Annotated in this window: 21 protein-coding genes and 2 pseudogenes; 9 read left to right on the top strand and 14 right to left on the bottom strand. The window is 59.3% G+C overall.

The window, feature by feature from the left end; all coding sequences use genetic code 11:
- Positions 1-145 precede the first annotated feature (145 nt).
- The 3 genes and pseudogenes from AB7535_RS15560 to AB7535_RS15550 all read left to right on the top strand — a co-directional run bounded on the left by AB7535_RS15560 (position 146) and on the right by AB7535_RS15550 (position 2537).
- Complete coding sequence (locus AB7535_RS15560) at positions 146-424, top strand: hypothetical protein (RefSeq protein ID WP_439035027.1); 279 nt, start codon at positions 146-148, stop codon at positions 422-424.
- Positions 425-740: 316 nt separating this feature from the next.
- Positions 741-1375, top strand: a pseudogene (locus AB7535_RS15555) (tyrosine-type recombinase/integrase).
- Between the two features lie 397 nt (positions 1376-1772).
- Positions 1773-2537, top strand: coding sequence for an outer membrane protein (locus AB7535_RS15550; RefSeq protein ID WP_439036640.1), 765 nt, complete (start codon positions 1773-1775; stop codon positions 2535-2537).
- A gap of 1017 nt (positions 2538-3554) precedes the next feature.
- Here the strand turns inward: AB7535_RS15550 and AB7535_RS15545 are convergent.
- The 3 genes from AB7535_RS15545 to AB7535_RS15535 all read right to left on the bottom strand — a co-directional run bounded on the left by AB7535_RS15545 (position 3555) and on the right by AB7535_RS15535 (position 5520).
- Positions 3555-4397 (bottom strand): helix-turn-helix domain-containing protein, encoded by an 843-nt coding sequence (locus AB7535_RS15545; RefSeq protein ID WP_439036639.1) that lies wholly within the window; start codon positions 4395-4397, stop codon positions 3555-3557.
- Between the two features lie 55 nt (positions 4398-4452).
- Positions 4453-4731, bottom strand: coding sequence for a helix-turn-helix domain-containing protein (locus AB7535_RS15540; RefSeq protein WP_439036638.1), 279 nt, complete (start codon positions 4729-4731; stop codon positions 4453-4455).
- Positions 4732-4812: 81 nt separating this feature from the next.
- Complete coding sequence (locus AB7535_RS15535) at positions 4813-5520, bottom strand: hypothetical protein (RefSeq protein ID WP_439036637.1); 708 nt, start codon at positions 5518-5520, stop codon at positions 4813-4815.
- Between the two features lie 350 nt (positions 5521-5870).
- Between AB7535_RS15535 and AB7535_RS15530 the strand changes: the two genes are divergently transcribed.
- On the top strand, positions 5871-6023 hold the full coding sequence (locus tag AB7535_RS15530; protein ID WP_439036636.1) for a hypothetical protein: 153 nt from the start codon (positions 5871-5873) through the stop codon (positions 6021-6023).
- A gap of 437 nt (positions 6024-6460) precedes the next feature.
- On the opposite strand, the gene AB7535_RS15525 is transcribed toward AB7535_RS15530, so the two are convergent.
- The 3 genes from AB7535_RS15525 to AB7535_RS15515 form a co-directional block, all read right to left on the bottom strand.
- Positions 6461-6691: a hypothetical protein gene (locus AB7535_RS15525; protein ID WP_439036635.1), complete on the bottom strand. Its 231-nt coding sequence runs from the start codon at positions 6689-6691 to the stop codon at positions 6461-6463.
- Between the two features lie 517 nt (positions 6692-7208).
- On the bottom strand, positions 7209-8765 hold the full coding sequence (locus AB7535_RS15520; protein ID WP_439036634.1) for an ISL3 family transposase: 1557 nt from the start codon (positions 8763-8765) through the stop codon (positions 7209-7211).
- Positions 8766-8857: 92 nt separating this feature from the next.
- Entirely contained in the window at positions 8858-9103 is a 246-nt protein-coding gene (locus tag AB7535_RS15515) for a hypothetical protein (protein WP_439036633.1), read from the bottom strand.
- Between the two features lie 133 nt (positions 9104-9236).
- On the opposite strand from AB7535_RS15515, the gene AB7535_RS15510 reads away from it, so the two are divergent.
- A complete protein-coding gene (locus tag AB7535_RS15510; RefSeq protein WP_354110815.1) occupies positions 9237-9428 on the top strand; it encodes a helix-turn-helix domain-containing protein in 192 nt (63 codons plus the stop codon).
- 583 nt (positions 9429-10011) lie between these two features.
- Here AB7535_RS15510 and AB7535_RS15505 read toward each other — a convergent pair.
- The 7 genes from AB7535_RS15505 to AB7535_RS15475 all read right to left on the bottom strand — a co-directional run bounded on the left by AB7535_RS15505 (position 10012) and on the right by AB7535_RS15475 (position 14037).
- Complete coding sequence (locus AB7535_RS15505) at positions 10012-10803, bottom strand: acetoacetate decarboxylase (protein WP_354133855.1); 792 nt, start codon at positions 10801-10803, stop codon at positions 10012-10014.
- Between the two features lie 35 nt (positions 10804-10838).
- Positions 10839-12008, bottom strand: coding sequence for a DUF3734 domain-containing protein (locus AB7535_RS15500; protein ID WP_354133854.1), 1170 nt, complete (start codon positions 12006-12008; stop codon positions 10839-10841).
- A 159-nt stretch (positions 12009-12167) separates the two neighbouring features.
- Positions 12168-12767 carry a PepSY domain-containing protein gene (locus AB7535_RS15495; protein WP_354133853.1) on the bottom strand — a complete coding sequence of 200 codons (600 nt, stop codon included), beginning with the start codon at positions 12765-12767 and terminating at the stop codon, positions 12168-12170.
- 78 nt (positions 12768-12845) lie between these two features.
- On the bottom strand, positions 12846-13337 hold the full coding sequence (locus AB7535_RS15490) for a hypothetical protein (protein WP_439036632.1): 492 nt from the start codon (positions 13335-13337) through the stop codon (positions 12846-12848).
- 56 nt (positions 13338-13393) lie between these two features.
- On the bottom strand, positions 13394-13657 hold the full coding sequence (locus tag AB7535_RS15485; RefSeq protein ID WP_354133852.1) for a hypothetical protein: 264 nt from the start codon (positions 13655-13657) through the stop codon (positions 13394-13396).
- An 18-nt stretch (positions 13658-13675) separates the two neighbouring features.
- A complete protein-coding gene (locus AB7535_RS15480; protein ID WP_354133851.1) occupies positions 13676-13834 on the bottom strand; it encodes a hypothetical protein in 159 nt (52 codons plus the stop codon).
- On the bottom strand, positions 13831-14037 hold the full coding sequence (locus AB7535_RS15475; RefSeq protein WP_354133850.1) for a hypothetical protein: 207 nt from the start codon (positions 14035-14037) through the stop codon (positions 13831-13833). Before AB7535_RS15475 ends, AB7535_RS15480 begins: the two co-directional genes overlap by 4 nt.
- 177 nt (positions 14038-14214) lie before the next feature.
- On the opposite strand from AB7535_RS15475, the gene AB7535_RS15470 reads away from it, so the two are divergent.
- From AB7535_RS15470 to AB7535_RS15455, 4 genes and pseudogenes are all read left to right on the top strand, one after another.
- A complete protein-coding gene (locus AB7535_RS15470) occupies positions 14215-14508 on the top strand; it encodes a hypothetical protein (protein ID WP_354133849.1) in 294 nt (97 codons plus the stop codon).
- A gap of 4 nt (positions 14509-14512) precedes the next feature.
- Entirely contained in the window at positions 14513-14950 is a 438-nt protein-coding gene (locus AB7535_RS15465) for a hypothetical protein (protein ID WP_354133848.1), read from the top strand.
- Between the two features lie 8 nt (positions 14951-14958).
- Positions 14959-15141 (top strand): annotated as a pseudogene (locus AB7535_RS15460) (TetR/AcrR family transcriptional regulator); the annotation flags it as partial.
- Between the two features lie 12 nt (positions 15142-15153).
- Entirely contained in the window at positions 15154-15633 is a 480-nt protein-coding gene (locus AB7535_RS15455) for a TetR/AcrR family transcriptional regulator (protein WP_439037346.1), read from the top strand.
- Between the two features lie 18 nt (positions 15634-15651).
- Here AB7535_RS15455 and AB7535_RS15450 read toward each other — a convergent pair whose 3' ends face one another.
- On the bottom strand, positions 15652-16314 hold the full coding sequence (locus tag AB7535_RS15450; RefSeq protein WP_354133846.1) for a TetR/AcrR family transcriptional regulator: 663 nt from the start codon (positions 16312-16314) through the stop codon (positions 15652-15654).
- Between the last annotated feature and the right edge of the window lie 202 nt (positions 16315-16516).

Raw genomic sequence — 16516 nt, 5'->3', positions numbered from 1 at the left:
CCGTGAGGCGCGCCAAGTGCGGCGCGGAGTTACGCCGGCGCCAGGAGTTACGACGGGGGCAGCTAAGTAGCTTGGCTATAGCGTAGTGGGTCGATAGGTCATCATCTTCGCTCATCGTCCCGGTGCAGCGCGTGCAGGAACTCGCGTGCATGAAGGGAAAAATGATCGAGACGCGGCATCCTATATCTCCCACGCATTTGCCTTGGTTATCACGCAGCCCGGGCAAATTGACACGCTCATGGTGTTCACCGCAGCCTTTCTCTTGTTGTTCACCGTGACAATGGGCGTCCTGATGCTCCGACTTCTCTACCTGCCTGAGAAAATGGTCCCGCAGGAACAGAAGGCCAAATATGAGGTCGTTGCAACGCTCTGCTTGCTCGCGATGTTTGCTTCCGGCAATTTCCTTTGGATTGCCGCTCTATAGGTGGCGATGACAGACATACCCGACTTCACGCCGCTCCTCCGCCGGATAGCTGAGGCTGTTCGGCGCATCGCTCAGTCACGGAAGATGGAAGAAGAAGTTCGTTCGCGCGCGGAGAGCCACCGGGATTTGTGACCCAAAAATCGTGAACCAGCGTTGAAGTCGTCCGATTGCCGCCTGAATGTCCGTTGAGGGTCAAAACCGCCACCTGATCGGTTGGATCGAGCCTGAACCACGTCTCAAACGAATTGAAAGCCGACGTTCTTTCAGAGGTTTACCCGCTCCAATATGGCGCACCTCACTAACTGAGGAGGCCATCATGCCTGACATCTCAAGCGTTACCAAAGTGATTGCGAAGCGCATCCCCTGGAATAAGGGGAAGATCGTCGGAGCGAAGCCGCCACTCCGGCCCAAGCACGTGTGGTCCATTCGAACGAAGCTTCAAGTCGAGGGGCGCGTTCGGGACCTTGCTCTCTTCAATCTCGCCATCGACAGTAAGCTCCGCGGCGGCGACGTTGTGGCGCTTAAAGTCGGCGATATCGCCCCTAGGGGCTACGCGGCCGACCGCGCAACCGTTCGGCAGAAGAAGACCGGCCGGCCGGTCAAGTTCGAACTCACCGAGGCGATGCGGGAAGCCGTCGATGAATATCTGAAGGCGACCACCAAGAGGCCGGGTGACTATCTGTTCACGAGCCGGCGTGGGTTCAATGTCAGCTTGACGACACGGCAGTATGCGCGGCTCCTTGCTGGGTGGATCGCCAGCGTCGGCTTAGACCCCCGTAACTTCGGGACACACTCACTGCGTCGAACAAAGGCAACCTGATCTACAGGCGGACGGGCAACTTGAGAGCCGTCCAACTCCTGCTCGGTCATACCAAGATTGAAAGCACCGTCCGGTATCTGGGCATCGAAGTCGATGACGCCTTGGCAATAGCGGAACAGATTGACGTCTGAAGTGCCCGGGCAGAGCGGACATGCTCTGCCCGTCGTCTCTCCGCTGCTTCGGGCCACGAGCGGGCGCCGTCAGCGCTGGGCACCTTGTGGCCCCACCGAGCGTAATTGGGGATTGTCTCTTAGGTCACTGTACCAAGGTGCAATGTCAGGGGCATTCAACCAGCCGAACAGCCCCGCATGACCGCTACAGATTTCTTCGGCTTGAAGCGGGCACAAATGCACGTTGCCGGGCATTTGGTTCCTTGTAAGTCCTTCACACGAATAAGGAAATCCCGCTCAACATCTGAGCCCAGTGTTGCGGCTGGGCTACATCAACCTGCGGGCGAACGGGATAGCATCGATTCCTTAAGTGGGCGTCGTGCCTTTTTTGAACTTCTTTCTGGGGAGATTTCTCGTAATGAAAAAGCTTCTAATTGCCGCGGCCGGGATGATGGCCGTGGGTCTATGTGCTCCTGCGTCGGCGGCTGATTTGGCGGCACGCCCGTACACCAAGGCGCCCCCTCCGATTGTCTCTCCGGTCTATGACTGGACTGGCTTCTACATTGGCGCCAACGGCGGATGGGGCCAAAGCCGCGGTTGCGTGGATTTCGTAACTGCTCTCGGAACAGTCGCAGGTGGTTGCGCGGATCGCTCCGGCGGCCTTGTCGGCGGACAGATCGGGTATCGCTGGCAAACCAACCAGTTCGTTTTCGGATTGGAAGCGCAGGGCGATTGGGCCGACATCAAGAACACGCGCATCAGCCTAGTCGATCCACTCATTTCGACCACAGGGAAAACCGACGCTATTGGTCTCTTCACGGCTCAACTCGGTTGGGCGTGGAACGCCTCGCTGCTCTACGTGAAGGGTGGTGCGGCCGTGACCCACAATCGTCTTGATGTCTTCAACAACTTCACCGGAGTGGGTCTGGACTCGGCAAGTCATACGCGCTGGGGCGGCGCCTTGGGCGTCGGCTGGGAATATGGCTTCACGCCGAACTGGACGGTTGGTGTTGAATACGACCACCTTTGGATGGGGAATGACACCCGCACCTTCGTGGGTGCAGGCTTAGTCACGCCCGGTGGTGTCACTCTCGTTGGCGAAAGGTTCAGTCAGGATGTCGACATGGTCACGGTCCGGTTGAACTATCGCTTCGGCGGTTACGGCTCTCCGGCCAGATACTAATCGCTTCAGTCTGCGCAAACCAAAGCCCCGGCTCGCCGGGGCTTTTTTCTGGCTATGAATTGCTGGCGGTCACTGTATCCTTGCGATGTCCGAGGTGGGTCACAAGCGGCGGTGAACGCCGGTGCTGCCCCGCGACTGCTCTACCTCCCACAACCGACATCTCAATGGCTTGAACGCTGTTCGGGTTGGGGCCAAGTCCGGACTCATGCGCGCAGCAACAACGACGATCCGATCCACCTCGCGGCGAGGTCACCAGTGACCGCGATCATGAAGACATTGACCCGATCAACACCGTTCAACAGCCCCGAATTGGTAGTGGCTCCAGCTCCGAGAGGGGCCACTTGGAGGTTGGACCTCAAAATGCGAAGAACTCAACCTGAGCAAATCTTGTCAGCCATGCCTCGATGAGCCCCCTCGTGGAGGGATGCCGCCACTGCGCCTATGGGCTGCTAGGCGACGTCGGATGGAAACAGAGCTTCCGAGGGTTCACCTGTCGCGCTTCAATGCGTCCCAACCGTTTTGCTTTTGCAGGAACTCGTTCGACCACGTCCGCATGTCGGACCTTTAGATTGCTTCTAGCATGAGCCCGCGCTGTGAATCGTCGCGAAGCGTTCCCAGAATGATCTCACGTCCAGCACCCGTGTTGTGCGAGCGGTCGGGCAGACAAATGCTTCAACGGGTTGGCTTCAAGCGCGCCTTTGATCACTCTCTCAACCGGCGCATTCATTCTACCCGCGGCGTCGCTTGACTACCCCGTAGCTGGTACTGTCGGCGTATTCCAATCGAAGTGCGGTCGGACATCGGCAACTCTCCCACTGCAAGCTGACAGACGAGGCTCGACTCAAGGTCCGAGAGCCTGTCGGCGATACGTAGGTCCGCACCGTAGCTTGCCGAAGAAAACCTCGCCACTAGTCAAAATTCGATCGAGACTTCAATACGATCGTCAACTCGATGTGGAGGAGGGAGTATCCTCGTCGAGCCGAAGACGCTCTTTCCATCCGAGCTCTCGCTGTCAGACTATCGCTTTGCGGACTCTGTTATGCAGCTCGACGCATTCTGGAGCGACCGCACAGTAAAGGTGCCGTCGGCTAGGTCACCGACATACTTGTGCAGCAAAGACGCCGGAAGCTTGGCCAATTGCTTTCTGCCTTGGTCCTCACCTTCGTCTGCTCCGATCAGAATGCATAACACTCGATATTCAACTTCGAACGGGCTGGTGGGTGAATGATCAATTTCATAGGGGTAGTTTATATTAGTTGTGAGAATAGATTTCCGGTCTTGCGGGCGTTGATTTCCCATCTTGTCCGTCTCGATTTCTTCTCTTGCTGGATTTCTTTTCCACACTTTCGCACATCGTCCTGAGCTCTCCGGGTCGTCACATTTAATGTAGGCCGCAAGTAACCGGCGCTCAAAGCTGTCTATAGCTCGTAGATTCCTGATACCACGCGAACTCAGAGCGAAGCGATGAGTTGCCGTTCGCGCCATTGGATATTTCCAGCCCGCGTATTCTTCTACTACAATTAGCCCGAGGCGCCTGAGCGTTCTGAACGACGAGTTGACGGTTCTAACGGTCAGATTGAGCTTGTGCGCGATGGTGTTTTGTGAGGCCCAGCCTGTCCCATACCACGGGTGGGCTGGATCCATATTTATGAATGACGCTATGGCAGAGGCGACGTGTTTCTCAGCCGGCGTCAGATGAAATGACTGAACGACGATATCTATCCACGCGAAGTTGAATAGTCGCTCACGTTTGGCATCGGAGCTGAACCCGGCTAACGCTTGATTGAGCGTTTCTGGTTGAGCATGTTCGCTAACCTCCTCGAGCGCCAGCTTTCGTCGCCGCGCACGAAGTTTCCGCAAGTTCGGCGATTTCGACACGTTTTACCTAATTGTTCGACCTGGGAATTACATCAGCTCAAGCGCGCTTGGGTTTGCGCTTGTTGAGGCTTGCCTCGGTAGCCTTGGTCGTAGACGACCATTGAGGAGCAGAGGCTTGGGCCTCGATTTGGCGCTGCACGTAGTCGTAGATAGACGACGTGAGTACGCGGCGCGCAGCACCTTCTCGGTAAGAAATCAGCTCGCCCAGCTGAAGCAACTGATAGATGCGGGTCCGGCCGCAGCCGAGGATCTCTGCTGCCTTTCCTGGTGAAACAGCGAGTGCTTTCGTAGAGCCGCTAAGTTTCATGTCGTTCACGTTCGCTCCTGTTCGCGGACGTGTTCGCCCTAACAGGCGCCAAGTGGGCAAAGAAGCAATTTCTGCGACCAGCTTTGCCCTCTATCCAGACGGAGCTTTAAACAACCTGCGCAGGTCATCACAGCGGCTCCGGTGCCAGGACTCAAAGAAGCCGGGCACAAGCAATCGATGAGGCCCGAGCTTTCGGCGTTCGCGCCCCTCGGCGACCAAAGGGCGCTTGGCTGCTTTGACAAATGAGTTCACGGAGTAGGGGCTGCTATCGGTTTGCTCGATGCCAAAAAGATGAGCAAACGAGATTGCAAAGCTGATATACGGACCACCTTTGGCGGCGCGCTCCTGAGGCGTATCGCCTCCAGAGAAACCGGCAGCAACAAAAACTGCCGGGAGATAGTCTCCGAAAAGCCGTTCGAATGGCGTCCAATCCTTGAAGGACTCTATATAAAGGTCTTCATCTGTCGCAAACGCTGCATCCCGCTCTTTCTGTAAGCAAGAGAGGAGCTCCTGCGCCATCTCTCCCGAAGTTCTTGCTGGCCGGCTCTTATGGCGGTCATCCCACAGCACTTCGCTGTTCAGCAGGGTCGCCAATTTGCGCGCGATGGGTAGAGCGTCTTGGTACAAGCGGCGCCGCGTTGCTTCGTGACTCCCAGTGCTATATTTATTTGCGTCTTCAAACCATTCCAGACACCATCTCACAGCTTGCGCGAGCGCCCGTAGATTGACGTATGACGGACGGAAACGCTTTTCTACGGATCGGATCAGACGAGCAATATCCGCTTCGATATCCTGCATGTGCACCACATTTCGGGTCAGGTAGTCTTCTCCAGGACCGTCGGGAAGCGGAATACCGCATCAGAGCAGCTGCCACTCCAAAATTCGCTGTTGCTTTGCGGCAAGACGCCCAACCACAAGGGTCGAATAGTGAGTCACCGAGCTGACTCAACCGTTTCATGGGGCCTTCGCCGCATACCGATGCGAGATCCAGGTGTGATTTCCGTGACTTGCTAGCAGTTCACGCCTGTGACACAGAGGTGAGACATGTAGCGTATCAATTGATCGGGCGCGCGGCGAAGCTGATCGAGACGCCTGCTGCTGCTCGTGTTGGGTGGCATCGCGCTGCTGATCGCCGCCAAGATGGCGTCGTGAGGCTGCTTTGGCGCGGCGTGCGCGCGATCTGGATCTCGTTCGGCTGGATCATCCTTTTCGCCTCCGGCATCAACATCGGTCAATGGACCGGCTACGGCAAGGGCGCCCGCGACACCGCTCGTCTGATGATCGAGACAGGGCGCCAGTGAGACACCCGAGCCGCGGCGAGATATGATCCCAACACGAAGCCACTGGCTTAGCCAGTGGCTTCAAACTGGCATAGGAGACGACATGGGGCACATTAGAGGCGGCAGCATCGGCAAGATGGCCGGCAGCTACGATCCCACCCGCAAAGAGGGGGAGGCGGAGATCAGCCAGCGGTCGGTTCCCCCCGACCGCCAACATCATCAGTCAATACTCCAGCCGGCTCGCAGGTCGGCGAGTCAAACGGGAATTCGGCTCGCGAGACACGCGAGTCACCGCGCCGCCTCAGATTAGACAGGTGTCTCGGCCTTCGCCCGGCCGAAAACCCAATTTGGAGAAAAGCTTAGCGTGAGACACCCCGCCGGTAGGCCGGTGAGACACCCCCGGGGGATGCAAAGCGAGGCCCAGTAGCCAGTCGCTCAGCGCCTGAGTAATTCCCGCTTCAACCCATCCATGTTCCTGGCGGATGCCGCTCGTCACGCGCTTTCCTTGCCTCTATCATCGCATCGTAGGTACGCCTTAGCTCGGATCCGAGCGGCGCCTTGGCGCCTTCCTGATTGCATTCGGGCATAAAGGCGAAACCGAATTCACGATTGAGCTCGCGTTCGTATGCCTCAATCGCCAAACGGTATTCCGCGAAGTAGTCCCGAGCTGCGCCTTGGCCGGACAACATGTTCTCCTCACCTGGTCGGCGATTCAGAAGCTGACATCCTAAGTGGCAGGATGGACCCCACGAGAGCGCAAACCAAATAGTCCCGCCTGGGGCGGTGACTTCTGTCCCTTACTTGCGCGCAAGGGTGCATCTGCTCGTTGATCAAGCTGCTCCCGCTGAGTTGGAGGCTGGTAGAAGCCGAGCAGCCCCTGGCCTCTGTCGTCAGTGCGCGTGGTAGACCGAGGTAGGGTCCGTCGCTCGCATCCTGGGATCACCATCTGCAATCCAGCCGAGGTACGTTCCAAGTTCGTCACACTGGGTCTCCCTTGATTCTCACCAATTGTCCGAGTCACTCGCGATGTAGACGAGCGCTTCGAGTCCTTCGTCAGCAGCTAGTTTCCGTCCAGCTTCCTTCATGGCCAGCAGGAGGGACAGGGCTTCTTCCTTGGAAATGCGAGCGTCTCGGGCGAGCATCTCAGCAGCGGTCTGTCAATCGGCCTGTAAATTTGGCTCTGACGCAATTTTGGTGCAGCTCCGATTATTCTGCACCGATTAGCCTGGCCTGAAGGAGATCGATTTTCCCGCGACCGTACATCTGCCTTCTCACGAGCTTGAGGCGGGTGATCTGACCTTCAGTCTGTCCGTTGGACCAGGGCGAAGTGATTGCCGCCCGAACCGCCGCTTCATCCTTCGTGACGCCGCTGGCGAAGGAAGTCACGAGACTGGCGCGGGCGCGGTCGATCCACGGCGTGAGCCCTGCTTCGGCTCTGCGCCGGATCATCAAGTGGAATTCGGCGATGATCTCGCGAGCCTCGACCAAGGATGGTACGCCAGCTTCGATTGCCGCGACCGTGACGGTCTCTGCTTTCGTGAGCAGATCTCCGCCGATTGTCATGAGGCGCGCGATCGTTCTGGCCGATGGAATCCGCTGAAGTTTTCGTGCGTCGGGCTTTTCAGCCCTTCGTCTGCGGGTCGCCCACTCGCTGATGACGCGGAGCGAGCCTCTGAAGCCACGCGCCGTTAAACGACGCCAAAGTTCAGCCCCGTTTCGGCAGCCGGACGCCCACTGATCGTCGAGCCACGGCAAGTGTAAGTCCAACGAACTTTGCCGGGTCCGGAAGACATCGTGTCGTTCGCCGCGAATCGCCTGCCGTACCAGCTGCCTGCTGTGACCAGTCTGACGCACGATCTGCTTGATGGGTATGCCATTCTTCGACAGAGCCAGGATAGCCGCATTGGTCTCCTCGCGGCGCAGATAACCCTCATACTGGATCCGCTCTGCGGCTGTTAGCAGCTTGGGATCAATCGTGGTCGCGCCGATCACTGTGCGTATCTGGCGCATCGATTTGCGAACGGCATCGAGGAAGGCCCGACTGGCGTTCTCCATCAGATGCCAACGATCTGCAACCTGTACCGCATGCGGTAAGGCTCTTGCTGTCGCTTCGCCATATCCCCCACCACGGTCACGGGCAACGATCGCGATCGTGGGATGAGCAGCGAGCCAGGCTTGGGCAGTTGCGGGCTCCCGATCCGGGAGCAGGGTGACTACTCGGCGCCGCTCCAGGTTGCAGATGATGCTGGCGTATCTGTGGTTGCGCCGCCAGGCCCAATCATCAATGCCGATAACCCTGAGCGGATCAGCTGGCGGACGGCTACGGCGTCGGACCACGCGAAGGAGCGTATCCTTGCTCACCGGCAGCATTAGCCGTTTTGCGAAGCCTGCTGCCGGTCGACCGCCAAGTGCCAGACCGAGGTGATGGACGATAGAGTCCAGCCTTGCCGTGCGTCGCGCCGACGGTGCCAGCACCCCTTCGGCGAAGCGCTCGGTGAAGATTTGGCGCCCGCATAGGACGGCGCCGCAACGGAAGCGACGAGCAATCACCAGAAGCTGTACGATCCGCCCCGAAAGGGGAAGATCAGTCACACGACGCCGGTATCGGCTATGGACGCGTCGGGAAACCGTTCCGCAAGATGGGCACAGACCAATGCTTCCCGACGCCCGGACCGCAATAACAGCCTTATCACCTTCGTAGTACGCACTCTCTACAACAAATCCACTCGGCACCAGACTGGAGCGCTGGAGTGCCTGCTGCATGGCGCTGATTCTCCCCCAAATCAAAGCGCCAGACATCCCTCGAACTGCATCAAAAGTGAGTCAGAGCCAAATTTGGACGCCGATCCCCCGGCTTAGGGGGTCAATATTGCAGGCCGAATGACAGCGGTCGGATTGTGAAACATGATGATCGCCCAACCCAGGATCTGATCTCGCCTTTTCTTGCCGAAACCTCGCATCTCGACGGCATTTGTATTCGCTGCCCACATGAGCAGTTCGACGAGCGCCGTTGCCGTTCGCGTGCCGGCGAAAAAGCCCATACGATCGACGACCTGTACGGCCCACCAACGACGTCCTAAAACGAGTTCAGACAATCCCATGTAATCGCGGTCTTTTTAGCGGCCCGGGCCGATTGTAACTTAAAAGCGGTAGCCTTAAAAGCGGTCACTAGGCGCTATCCCCCTTGTGAAAAAGACTCACAAGGGGCCGCTCCGGGATGTGCTGGCGAGAAACATGCGCCGGCTGAGAGCCGAGCGTGGCCTGAGCCAGGAGGCGCTGGCGCACGAGTGCGGTATCAACCGGACTTACCTGAGCGGCGTCGAGCGCTCTGAGCGCAATGTCTCGCTCGATAATATCGCGCGCATCGCCCGAGGACTTAAAGTAAAGCCATGGATGCTCCTGGACGACGGTTCTGTAGCCCAATAAATTCGCGAGTCCAGCAACTTGAGTACAGGTTCATCCGCACTTGGCGTTGGATTCTTGACTACGGGCGTCCTTGCCGTCGTCGCCTATTTGGGTTTCTGGCTTATCGCGGGCTTTGGGCTGGCTTCACGCGGGATGCCTAGCCGTCGCTGGCTAGGAATGTCGGCTCTGGCGCGTCTGCTGTTGCAATCACCTCTGGAACTGTCCAGTAGTCGAACGAATAGGTGTGAGGGCAACCCGTTGCGCTGTAATCGAGCTGCTCGTTGTATTCGTACTTTTTCTTGAATGTGTAGGGCAGCCAGCAGGTCGACGGAACGGGGCTCCCCCAATCCGCGGGAGCTATCCCACTGAGTTTTTAGGAGATTCAGCCTGCTCATCCAAAAGCAATCTGAATAGCTACGGTGACAAGCTACAGGTGGCTGCTTTTGCGCCTGGTCGCCGGCCTGCAAAAGCACACGCACACGTAAGGCCAATGCCGCTGGTCGAGCCGGTCACGATCGCCGATTTGCCTTTCAGAATAGCATCTCAATCGGTTGTTCTGTATGTTGGGTTGAGCCTCACGATGTGCTCGGTTCGGGAACTGCGGTCAGGTGACCAGACTTTGTTCTGCGGCCCGCACCACAGGTCGGCTTGGTCTTTGCAGATAGTCATGGGCCACCCTGCCCAAGCCGAGCGTGAGATCTGCGCGGATGTGGATGGCCGAGACGATCTCCAGGACGGGGAGGTCGGCCACCGGCGCCAGGGCATGAGGCGTCAGGGAGAGAGCCGCGGGTCCGGTCCAGGCACCCTTCAGCGCAATCTGCTCGAGGTGGTATTCGACGAGCTCTAAGATGCGCGGGCTACCGTCGACATGGGGAATGATCTTGAGCAGGAAGTTCGGCTCATTGAGCCCTGCCTTGACCTGGCCAAGATCGGCTTCGCGGTGCTTGTAACCCATCGTTCCCGTTGCAACCCGCAGTGGGCCATAGTCGAGCGTGCCGATCAGCGTGTCGATCTCGGTCCGCAATGTCGGCTGGGCGAGCTTTTTCGGAAAGCCCCATAACTCGCGCCCACCAGCGATGGGCCCCTCATCGTTGAGGAACATGCAGTGGGTGTAACCGCCCTTGCGTCCACGGAAGGAGACTGGGATGACTTGGCCGCTTTCGGTATAGTCGCCAAAGCCATTCGAATCCGGCATGCGGATGAATTCATATTTGACGAGCGCTTCGCGTGCATCTAGCTCCAGCGGTTCGGGCACCACAGCGCGCAGCTTTGCCGGATCGGTGCGATAGGTGATGATCAAATATTCGCGGTCCACAAACCGATACGGTCCTGGCGGATAGGACGGACTGGTCAGCGGCATCGCAAAGGCGCATTTTCGTACTTCACTCTCACGCATTTGGGTTCTCCTTGCGGCCGGCATGGCCGGCCTGCCTATTCGCGACCGTCGTTATCGAGGTCGAATGTGAAGACGCCATCCGCACTAGCAGGGCGGGTGAGTACCTCGGGATGGCGTAGCGTGCGCAGCGCATCGTGATAACCGGCGCGCCAATGGTCCTGCATCGAAAGCCGAGAGAATTCGTAGTCCTTGGAGTGGCCTTCGTGGTTCCGCGCTCGATAGATCAGGTGAACGATGTTGTAGACGTTGTGGGAAACCGCCGTGCTGAGGAGCTTCACGTCCTCATGGCCCTGTAGGTCTTTCGGCAGCCGTCCCAGCAGGTCGGCGAGCGCACGGCGGAGGCGCTGTACCCTCTTGAATTGGTCGGTGCTTGCGCGCGTGCGGCTCGAATATTGAACCTCCTTCTGACGTGTGACGACCTCGGCCATGTTGCTTGGAAGCTGACCTTTCGCGCTCCAGAGGTCGACCTGAAACGCCAGCATGTCCTGGGGCGCACCCCAGTCGATCACCCATTGCAGCGGCGTATTGGACACCAGGCCGCCGTCCCAGTAGTGCTCGCCCTCGATCTCCACCGCGGGAAAGCCAGGCGGCAGCGCGCCGCTCGCCATGATGTGCTCCGGTCCGATGGTATGGGTGCTATTGTCGAAATAGACGAAATTCCCCGTTCTTACATTGACCGCGCCCGCACTGAAGCGCGTGATTCCCCCGTTGAGGCGGTCGAAGTCGATCAGGCGCTCCAGAGTGCTCTTCAACCCGCTGGTGTCGTAGAAGCTGGTCGCCTCGGTCGTTCCACCCGCGTGCAACCAGGGCGGAAGGGGGCGCGCGGAGAAAAATCCGTTTGCGCCGCATGTCGCGGCAAGGCCCGCGCTCATCTGATTGAGGACATTGCGCGCATTGTCGCTACGCCTATCGAGAAGTGGATTTCCGGACCAATCCCAGGGCGCAGTTGAAGTCACTTGCGTCCAGAAATCGCGGAGCCGGTCAACACGGGACTCGAGCGGGTTGCCGGCGATAATCGCCGCATTGATCGCGCCGATCGAAATGCCGGCGACCCAATCCGGATGGATGCCGGCTTCGGCCAAGGCTTCGTAGACGCCCGCTTGGTAGGCCCCCAGAGCGCCGCCGCCTTGCAAGAGCAGGGCGATGCAATCGAATGGTAGCCGCCGTTGGGTGGTCGGCAGGTGTAGTCGGGGCTGGAAGTTCATGACTTGGCGTGTCTCTCTGGTGTGTGATGATCGAAGCTAACGTTGTGCGAAAGAGTGGAGGACGCTCTAATAACAAACTACACGGTATAGTTTAAATATCGCGCGACGATCAAGCAACTCACGAGATCGTGCTTCAGCGGCGGAACGGCACGTCCGCGCCTAGTGCTGAGTTGACCGCTGTCCGACCTTGGGCGGCTCAAGCGTCACTTCCTTTAGGCGGTCGCCGCTGGCGACGACGACCACGAAGTTGATTTTGCCATCCTGCTTCACCAGTCCACCGGCAAGCGCGTTTCCCGCCGCGGCTTTCTCAGCGACCTGGACCGCTTCCGACAGTTCCTGCTTGATCCACTTCAGGGCGATGATGTTGGCGAGATCAGCTCGATCAAGCTCCTTGAGCGATGAAGCGATTTCCGCTTGCGATACCCTTCCGGTGTTCGCGTCTATGACATTCTCGAAGACTCGCTCATTCTTGACCGTACGGACGCGATAGACCGGCTGGTCAGATGTCTCGAAGCTGATGTCCGCAGTCCTCGAGCCGTCATGCAGGCGCTCCGCAATTGCCATTGCATGGCCGAGTGGTACCTTCGTGGTGCTGAATTGTTCGAGCACGCGGCGAATAGCTGCTTCGTCGGCATTGCCCTGCGCGGCCGCGCTTTGCTGGTCAGCATCGGCCGGGGCCTGCGTGACATCGGCCGTAGCTCCCGTGCCAGCGAGGGCGGCGGAACAAACGATCAGGGCAAGCAAGTGCTTCTTGGACATCGCGTCAATCCTGTGGTTTTCATCCAAAACATGAGCAGTGACCTAGTTGGGAACGGGAGCGCCCGGGTAAGGACAGCGCTAGCGGCTAAATGGTATGCAGCCGCCGAAGCTGGTATCGAAGCTCGGATGCTGAGCGGATCGCCGCAGCCTTCGGGGCGGTGCCTGCGCGAGCTTGCGCTGTCGTGCCGCAACGTCGCGTGGCCTTGTGGCTCCGCTTGCTTGAACGTGAACGGGGGACTGCAACCTCGCCAGGCTTTCGCGAAGGCGCAGATCAGTCGTTGGCGCTTGGCTACTGTCACCGACACCCATAGCGGCGTTGGCGACCTCAGGCTCCAGCAGCTGCGATGGAGCCACAGCGATATCGTGTTCAGGGGGCATCGGGAGCAGTCCGAACCCGCTGGTGTCGATGATGACCGCTTCCGGTCCTTTCAGCTCTGTGTGGATGCGGATCGGCGGCAGCGCGGAATGCGAGTCCGTGAGCCGGCTCGGCAATGGTGCGGGCAGCACCCAATCGGCGGCCAGAAGCAGCAGGAGCAGCGCTCCTCCAACCGACAGAAAATAGGCCCGCAACGGAAGCTCGGGTTCGACAAGACTGTTCGCGTGTCTCGACAGCACAGAGTTCCTGCTCACGGCAGCCGGCTCCTGGACATGGACTGATTTCGTCTCACCGTCAGATGCCCCAGGGGCGGGGATGCCGGCGCGCCGAGCTCGGCATCGAGATAGCCGCGCTCGTCGATCCAGTCGGCCGGGCAATAGGCCATCGCCTTTGGGTTGATCAGGTGCCCGTCGCGCTCGAGGGCCGTTCGCGTGCCCGTGAGTCCGGTCCACACTGAAGCGCCGGTGGCCGGCTCCACGTGCATGATGTCGAACACTTCGATGAAGTTGAGCATGTCGTAATTCCAGGAGTCTCAGGCCGCGGGCCGGGAAGGGGGCTCGACCCCTTCAAACGCGACGCCTCTGCGGACGAGTTCGGATTCGATCATGTCGAACATGCATTCGACCGGCGCGAGCCAGACGTTGACCCAATAGATGATGAAATCGCGAGCGAGCAGCAGTGCCGGGGTCATGCGAAGCCCCGTCGGTTGGTGGCATGCCGCATCGGCGCCAGCTCGCGATCGGCGAGCGCGTGCGCCCAGGCGAGCACCGAAATCGTGACACCCAGCAGCAGGCTTACGCCCACGAGCGACACGGCCACGATCAGATTCAGCGACGCGACCGCAATACCGGGCCAGGGATTTTCCCGCGCGAGCGCCACGAACAGGGTTGACATCTTCGATCTCCGAAATAAACTACACCGTATATTTCATATACAGCGTGGTTCGCGAAGCCTGTCAAGAGCAGAGACTCACGAGCGCGTATTCGTACTGATCGGACGACGGGGACTTCGGAATGAGGCCAGGAACTCCCTTTCGTAAGCAGATGGCTTCAACTTCAGAAAGGATTCGTTATGTTCAAGAACCGGCTAATGCTTGCAGTCTTGGTGTTCGTTTCGTTCGGTGGCGGGGTTGCCTTCGCACAGGAGAACCGCGGCACAGCAGAGCAGAGGGCGGCATGCGCGCCTGATGCATTTCGTCTGTGCGCCGGCTACATCCCTGACCCCACCAATGTGGAAGCCTGTCTCAGGCAAAGAAAGTCGGACCTGCGCGATGCTTGCAGAGCCGTCTTCGAGAACTCCGCGGCCGCGGCTTCGGTGAGAACCATCGGATCGCTTCGCTATCGCGGCGCAAAAGATGGGGAATGACCGCATGAACACGATCTATGCTCCCGCTTTCGCTGCGTTCGGGGGCTCGGCCTTCGGAGCCATTTCCACAATCGTGACGGGATGGGTGACCCGTCGTCGCAGGGTCCGTGAGCGCCATCATGCCCACACGGTCTCGAAGCGTGAAAAGCTGTACCGATGCTTCATCGAGGAGGCGTCCCGGCTTTACGCGGACGCGCTGACCAGCGACAAATCCGAGATCCCGGCGCTGGTGAACTTGTATGCGCTTGTCGGGCGAATGCGGATTCTGTCCGACGATGAGGTGGTCCACGCCGCGGAGCGGGCAGGCCGACTGATCATCGAAACCTACCTTTCGCCGAACACGTCGTTCGTCGACCTGCCGGGCTTCTTGGAAGAGATGGACCCGTTGCGTGAATTCGGCGAAGCCTGCCGGCGTGAAATGCACACGATTCACTCGCGTTGAGGCCGAATATGCTAAAGGCACGGACTCCCCGTCGGGGTGGATCGTCGTGCACTCGTGAACGAATTGTGCAGGCTGCAATCCGCTTGTACCGCGAGATCGGGTACCGGAAGACCACGGTTGCCGACGTCGCTCGCGACGCATCAATGTCGCCTGCAAATCTCTATCGGTTTTATCCCTCCCGCCGAGCGCTCGAAGAGGCCGTCGTGACCGAGCTGCTCGAGGGGGTGTCGGCGGCGGCTGCAAGCGCAGCGCGAGGCGAGCGCTCGGGCCTGGAGCGGCTGAATGCGGTCTTTAGGGCGATCTCCCGGATCCATGAAGATACGCTGGCAAACCATGTCCGATTGCACGAACTGGTGGTCGCCGCAGGACAAGCAGACTGGCCGGCCAGCCTGTCCCATGCGGATCGGCTTCGCGGTGTCGTGCAGTCGGTCATCGCGGCCGGGCAGGCCGGTGGCGAATTTCGAGCCGGGAGCCCGATGGCGCTGGCCTGCTGCCTGCTCGTCGCGATGGATGCATACCTCAATCCGTCCCGCATCAAGACGACCGCTGTTCGGCCGGGCTTCAACGAGATGATGAGTTTTTGCGCGGGGGCGCTTGGCAACGCAGCGTCTGTTAACGCGGCGTCGTTTCAAGTGACCAGCATCGGGGCCGATTTGCGTTACAAGTCCGTCTGTCGAACCTGACGCGCGGCGATCGCCGGCTCACGGCGTCCAGTCTGCCTCGCAGGCCGCAAGGAAAAAGCCGACCCGTTCGCGCACGAAAGAGGGCAGCTCCCGTCTCAGCTCCTTTGGTGTTTCTCCCACCAACGAGCGAAATAGCATCGGCAGCAGGATCAGATCCAGGAAGATCTGAGCGGTGGCAAGGCTTCGCTTTCCAGTGAAAGGGCCTTTTGGTGCGCGCGCCAGCTTCTGCGTGGCTTCATTCAAGAGTTGGGAAACGGCGTTGACGGAGCGATCGCGCGCGGCATCGTGGACGTTGCGGCTCAACTCGGGGAAACGCTGCGCTTCGGCGATCGTGGCGCGGACCATGCCCATCGATTCTTCGATGACCTTCTCGACGACGGCGGTGCCGAGGCTCGAGAGCTTGTCCTGAAGGGTGCGGCCCTCGGGCTCGAAGCCATCGAAGTCCGTCAGGCCGCTGATGGTGCGGGCCACGACCGCTGCGAACAGTGCCTCCTTCCCGGGAAAATGCGCATAGATGGTTGGCTTGCTCGCCGGCGCCAGCTCGGCGATGTCATCGATACTGGCACTACGGTAGCCCTTCTCGAGAAAAAGCTGCTGGGCTGCATCAAGGATCCGGACCTGAACGTCACCGGCGAGATCCTTGGGCGGTCTGCCCCGTTTCGGGGTGTTTTTCTTCGTCATGCGTCGGTCTCCCAATCACGAGCCTGTGGGCGCGCAGATCGCACTTGACATGCCCGGTGGGAAAAGGCAACAAAAAGAAAATATACGGTATAGTTTAATTTGTCCGTTGCCTGGACCTCGTAGGACCGGCGACGGCCTTCCGGATGGTCGGGGCCCGCAAAAGTGCGCGTTGGCCCCGATCATCAGGACCACCTCAGGAGAT

The organism is Bradyrhizobium sp. 956_D2_N1_4, from assembly GCF_052076025.1.
GTDB classification, from domain to species: Bacteria; Pseudomonadota; Alphaproteobacteria; order Rhizobiales; family Xanthobacteraceae; genus Bradyrhizobium; species Bradyrhizobium barranii.
Note: the sequence above shows the minus strand (reverse complement) of the source record. Positions and strands in the feature narration are given on the sequence as shown.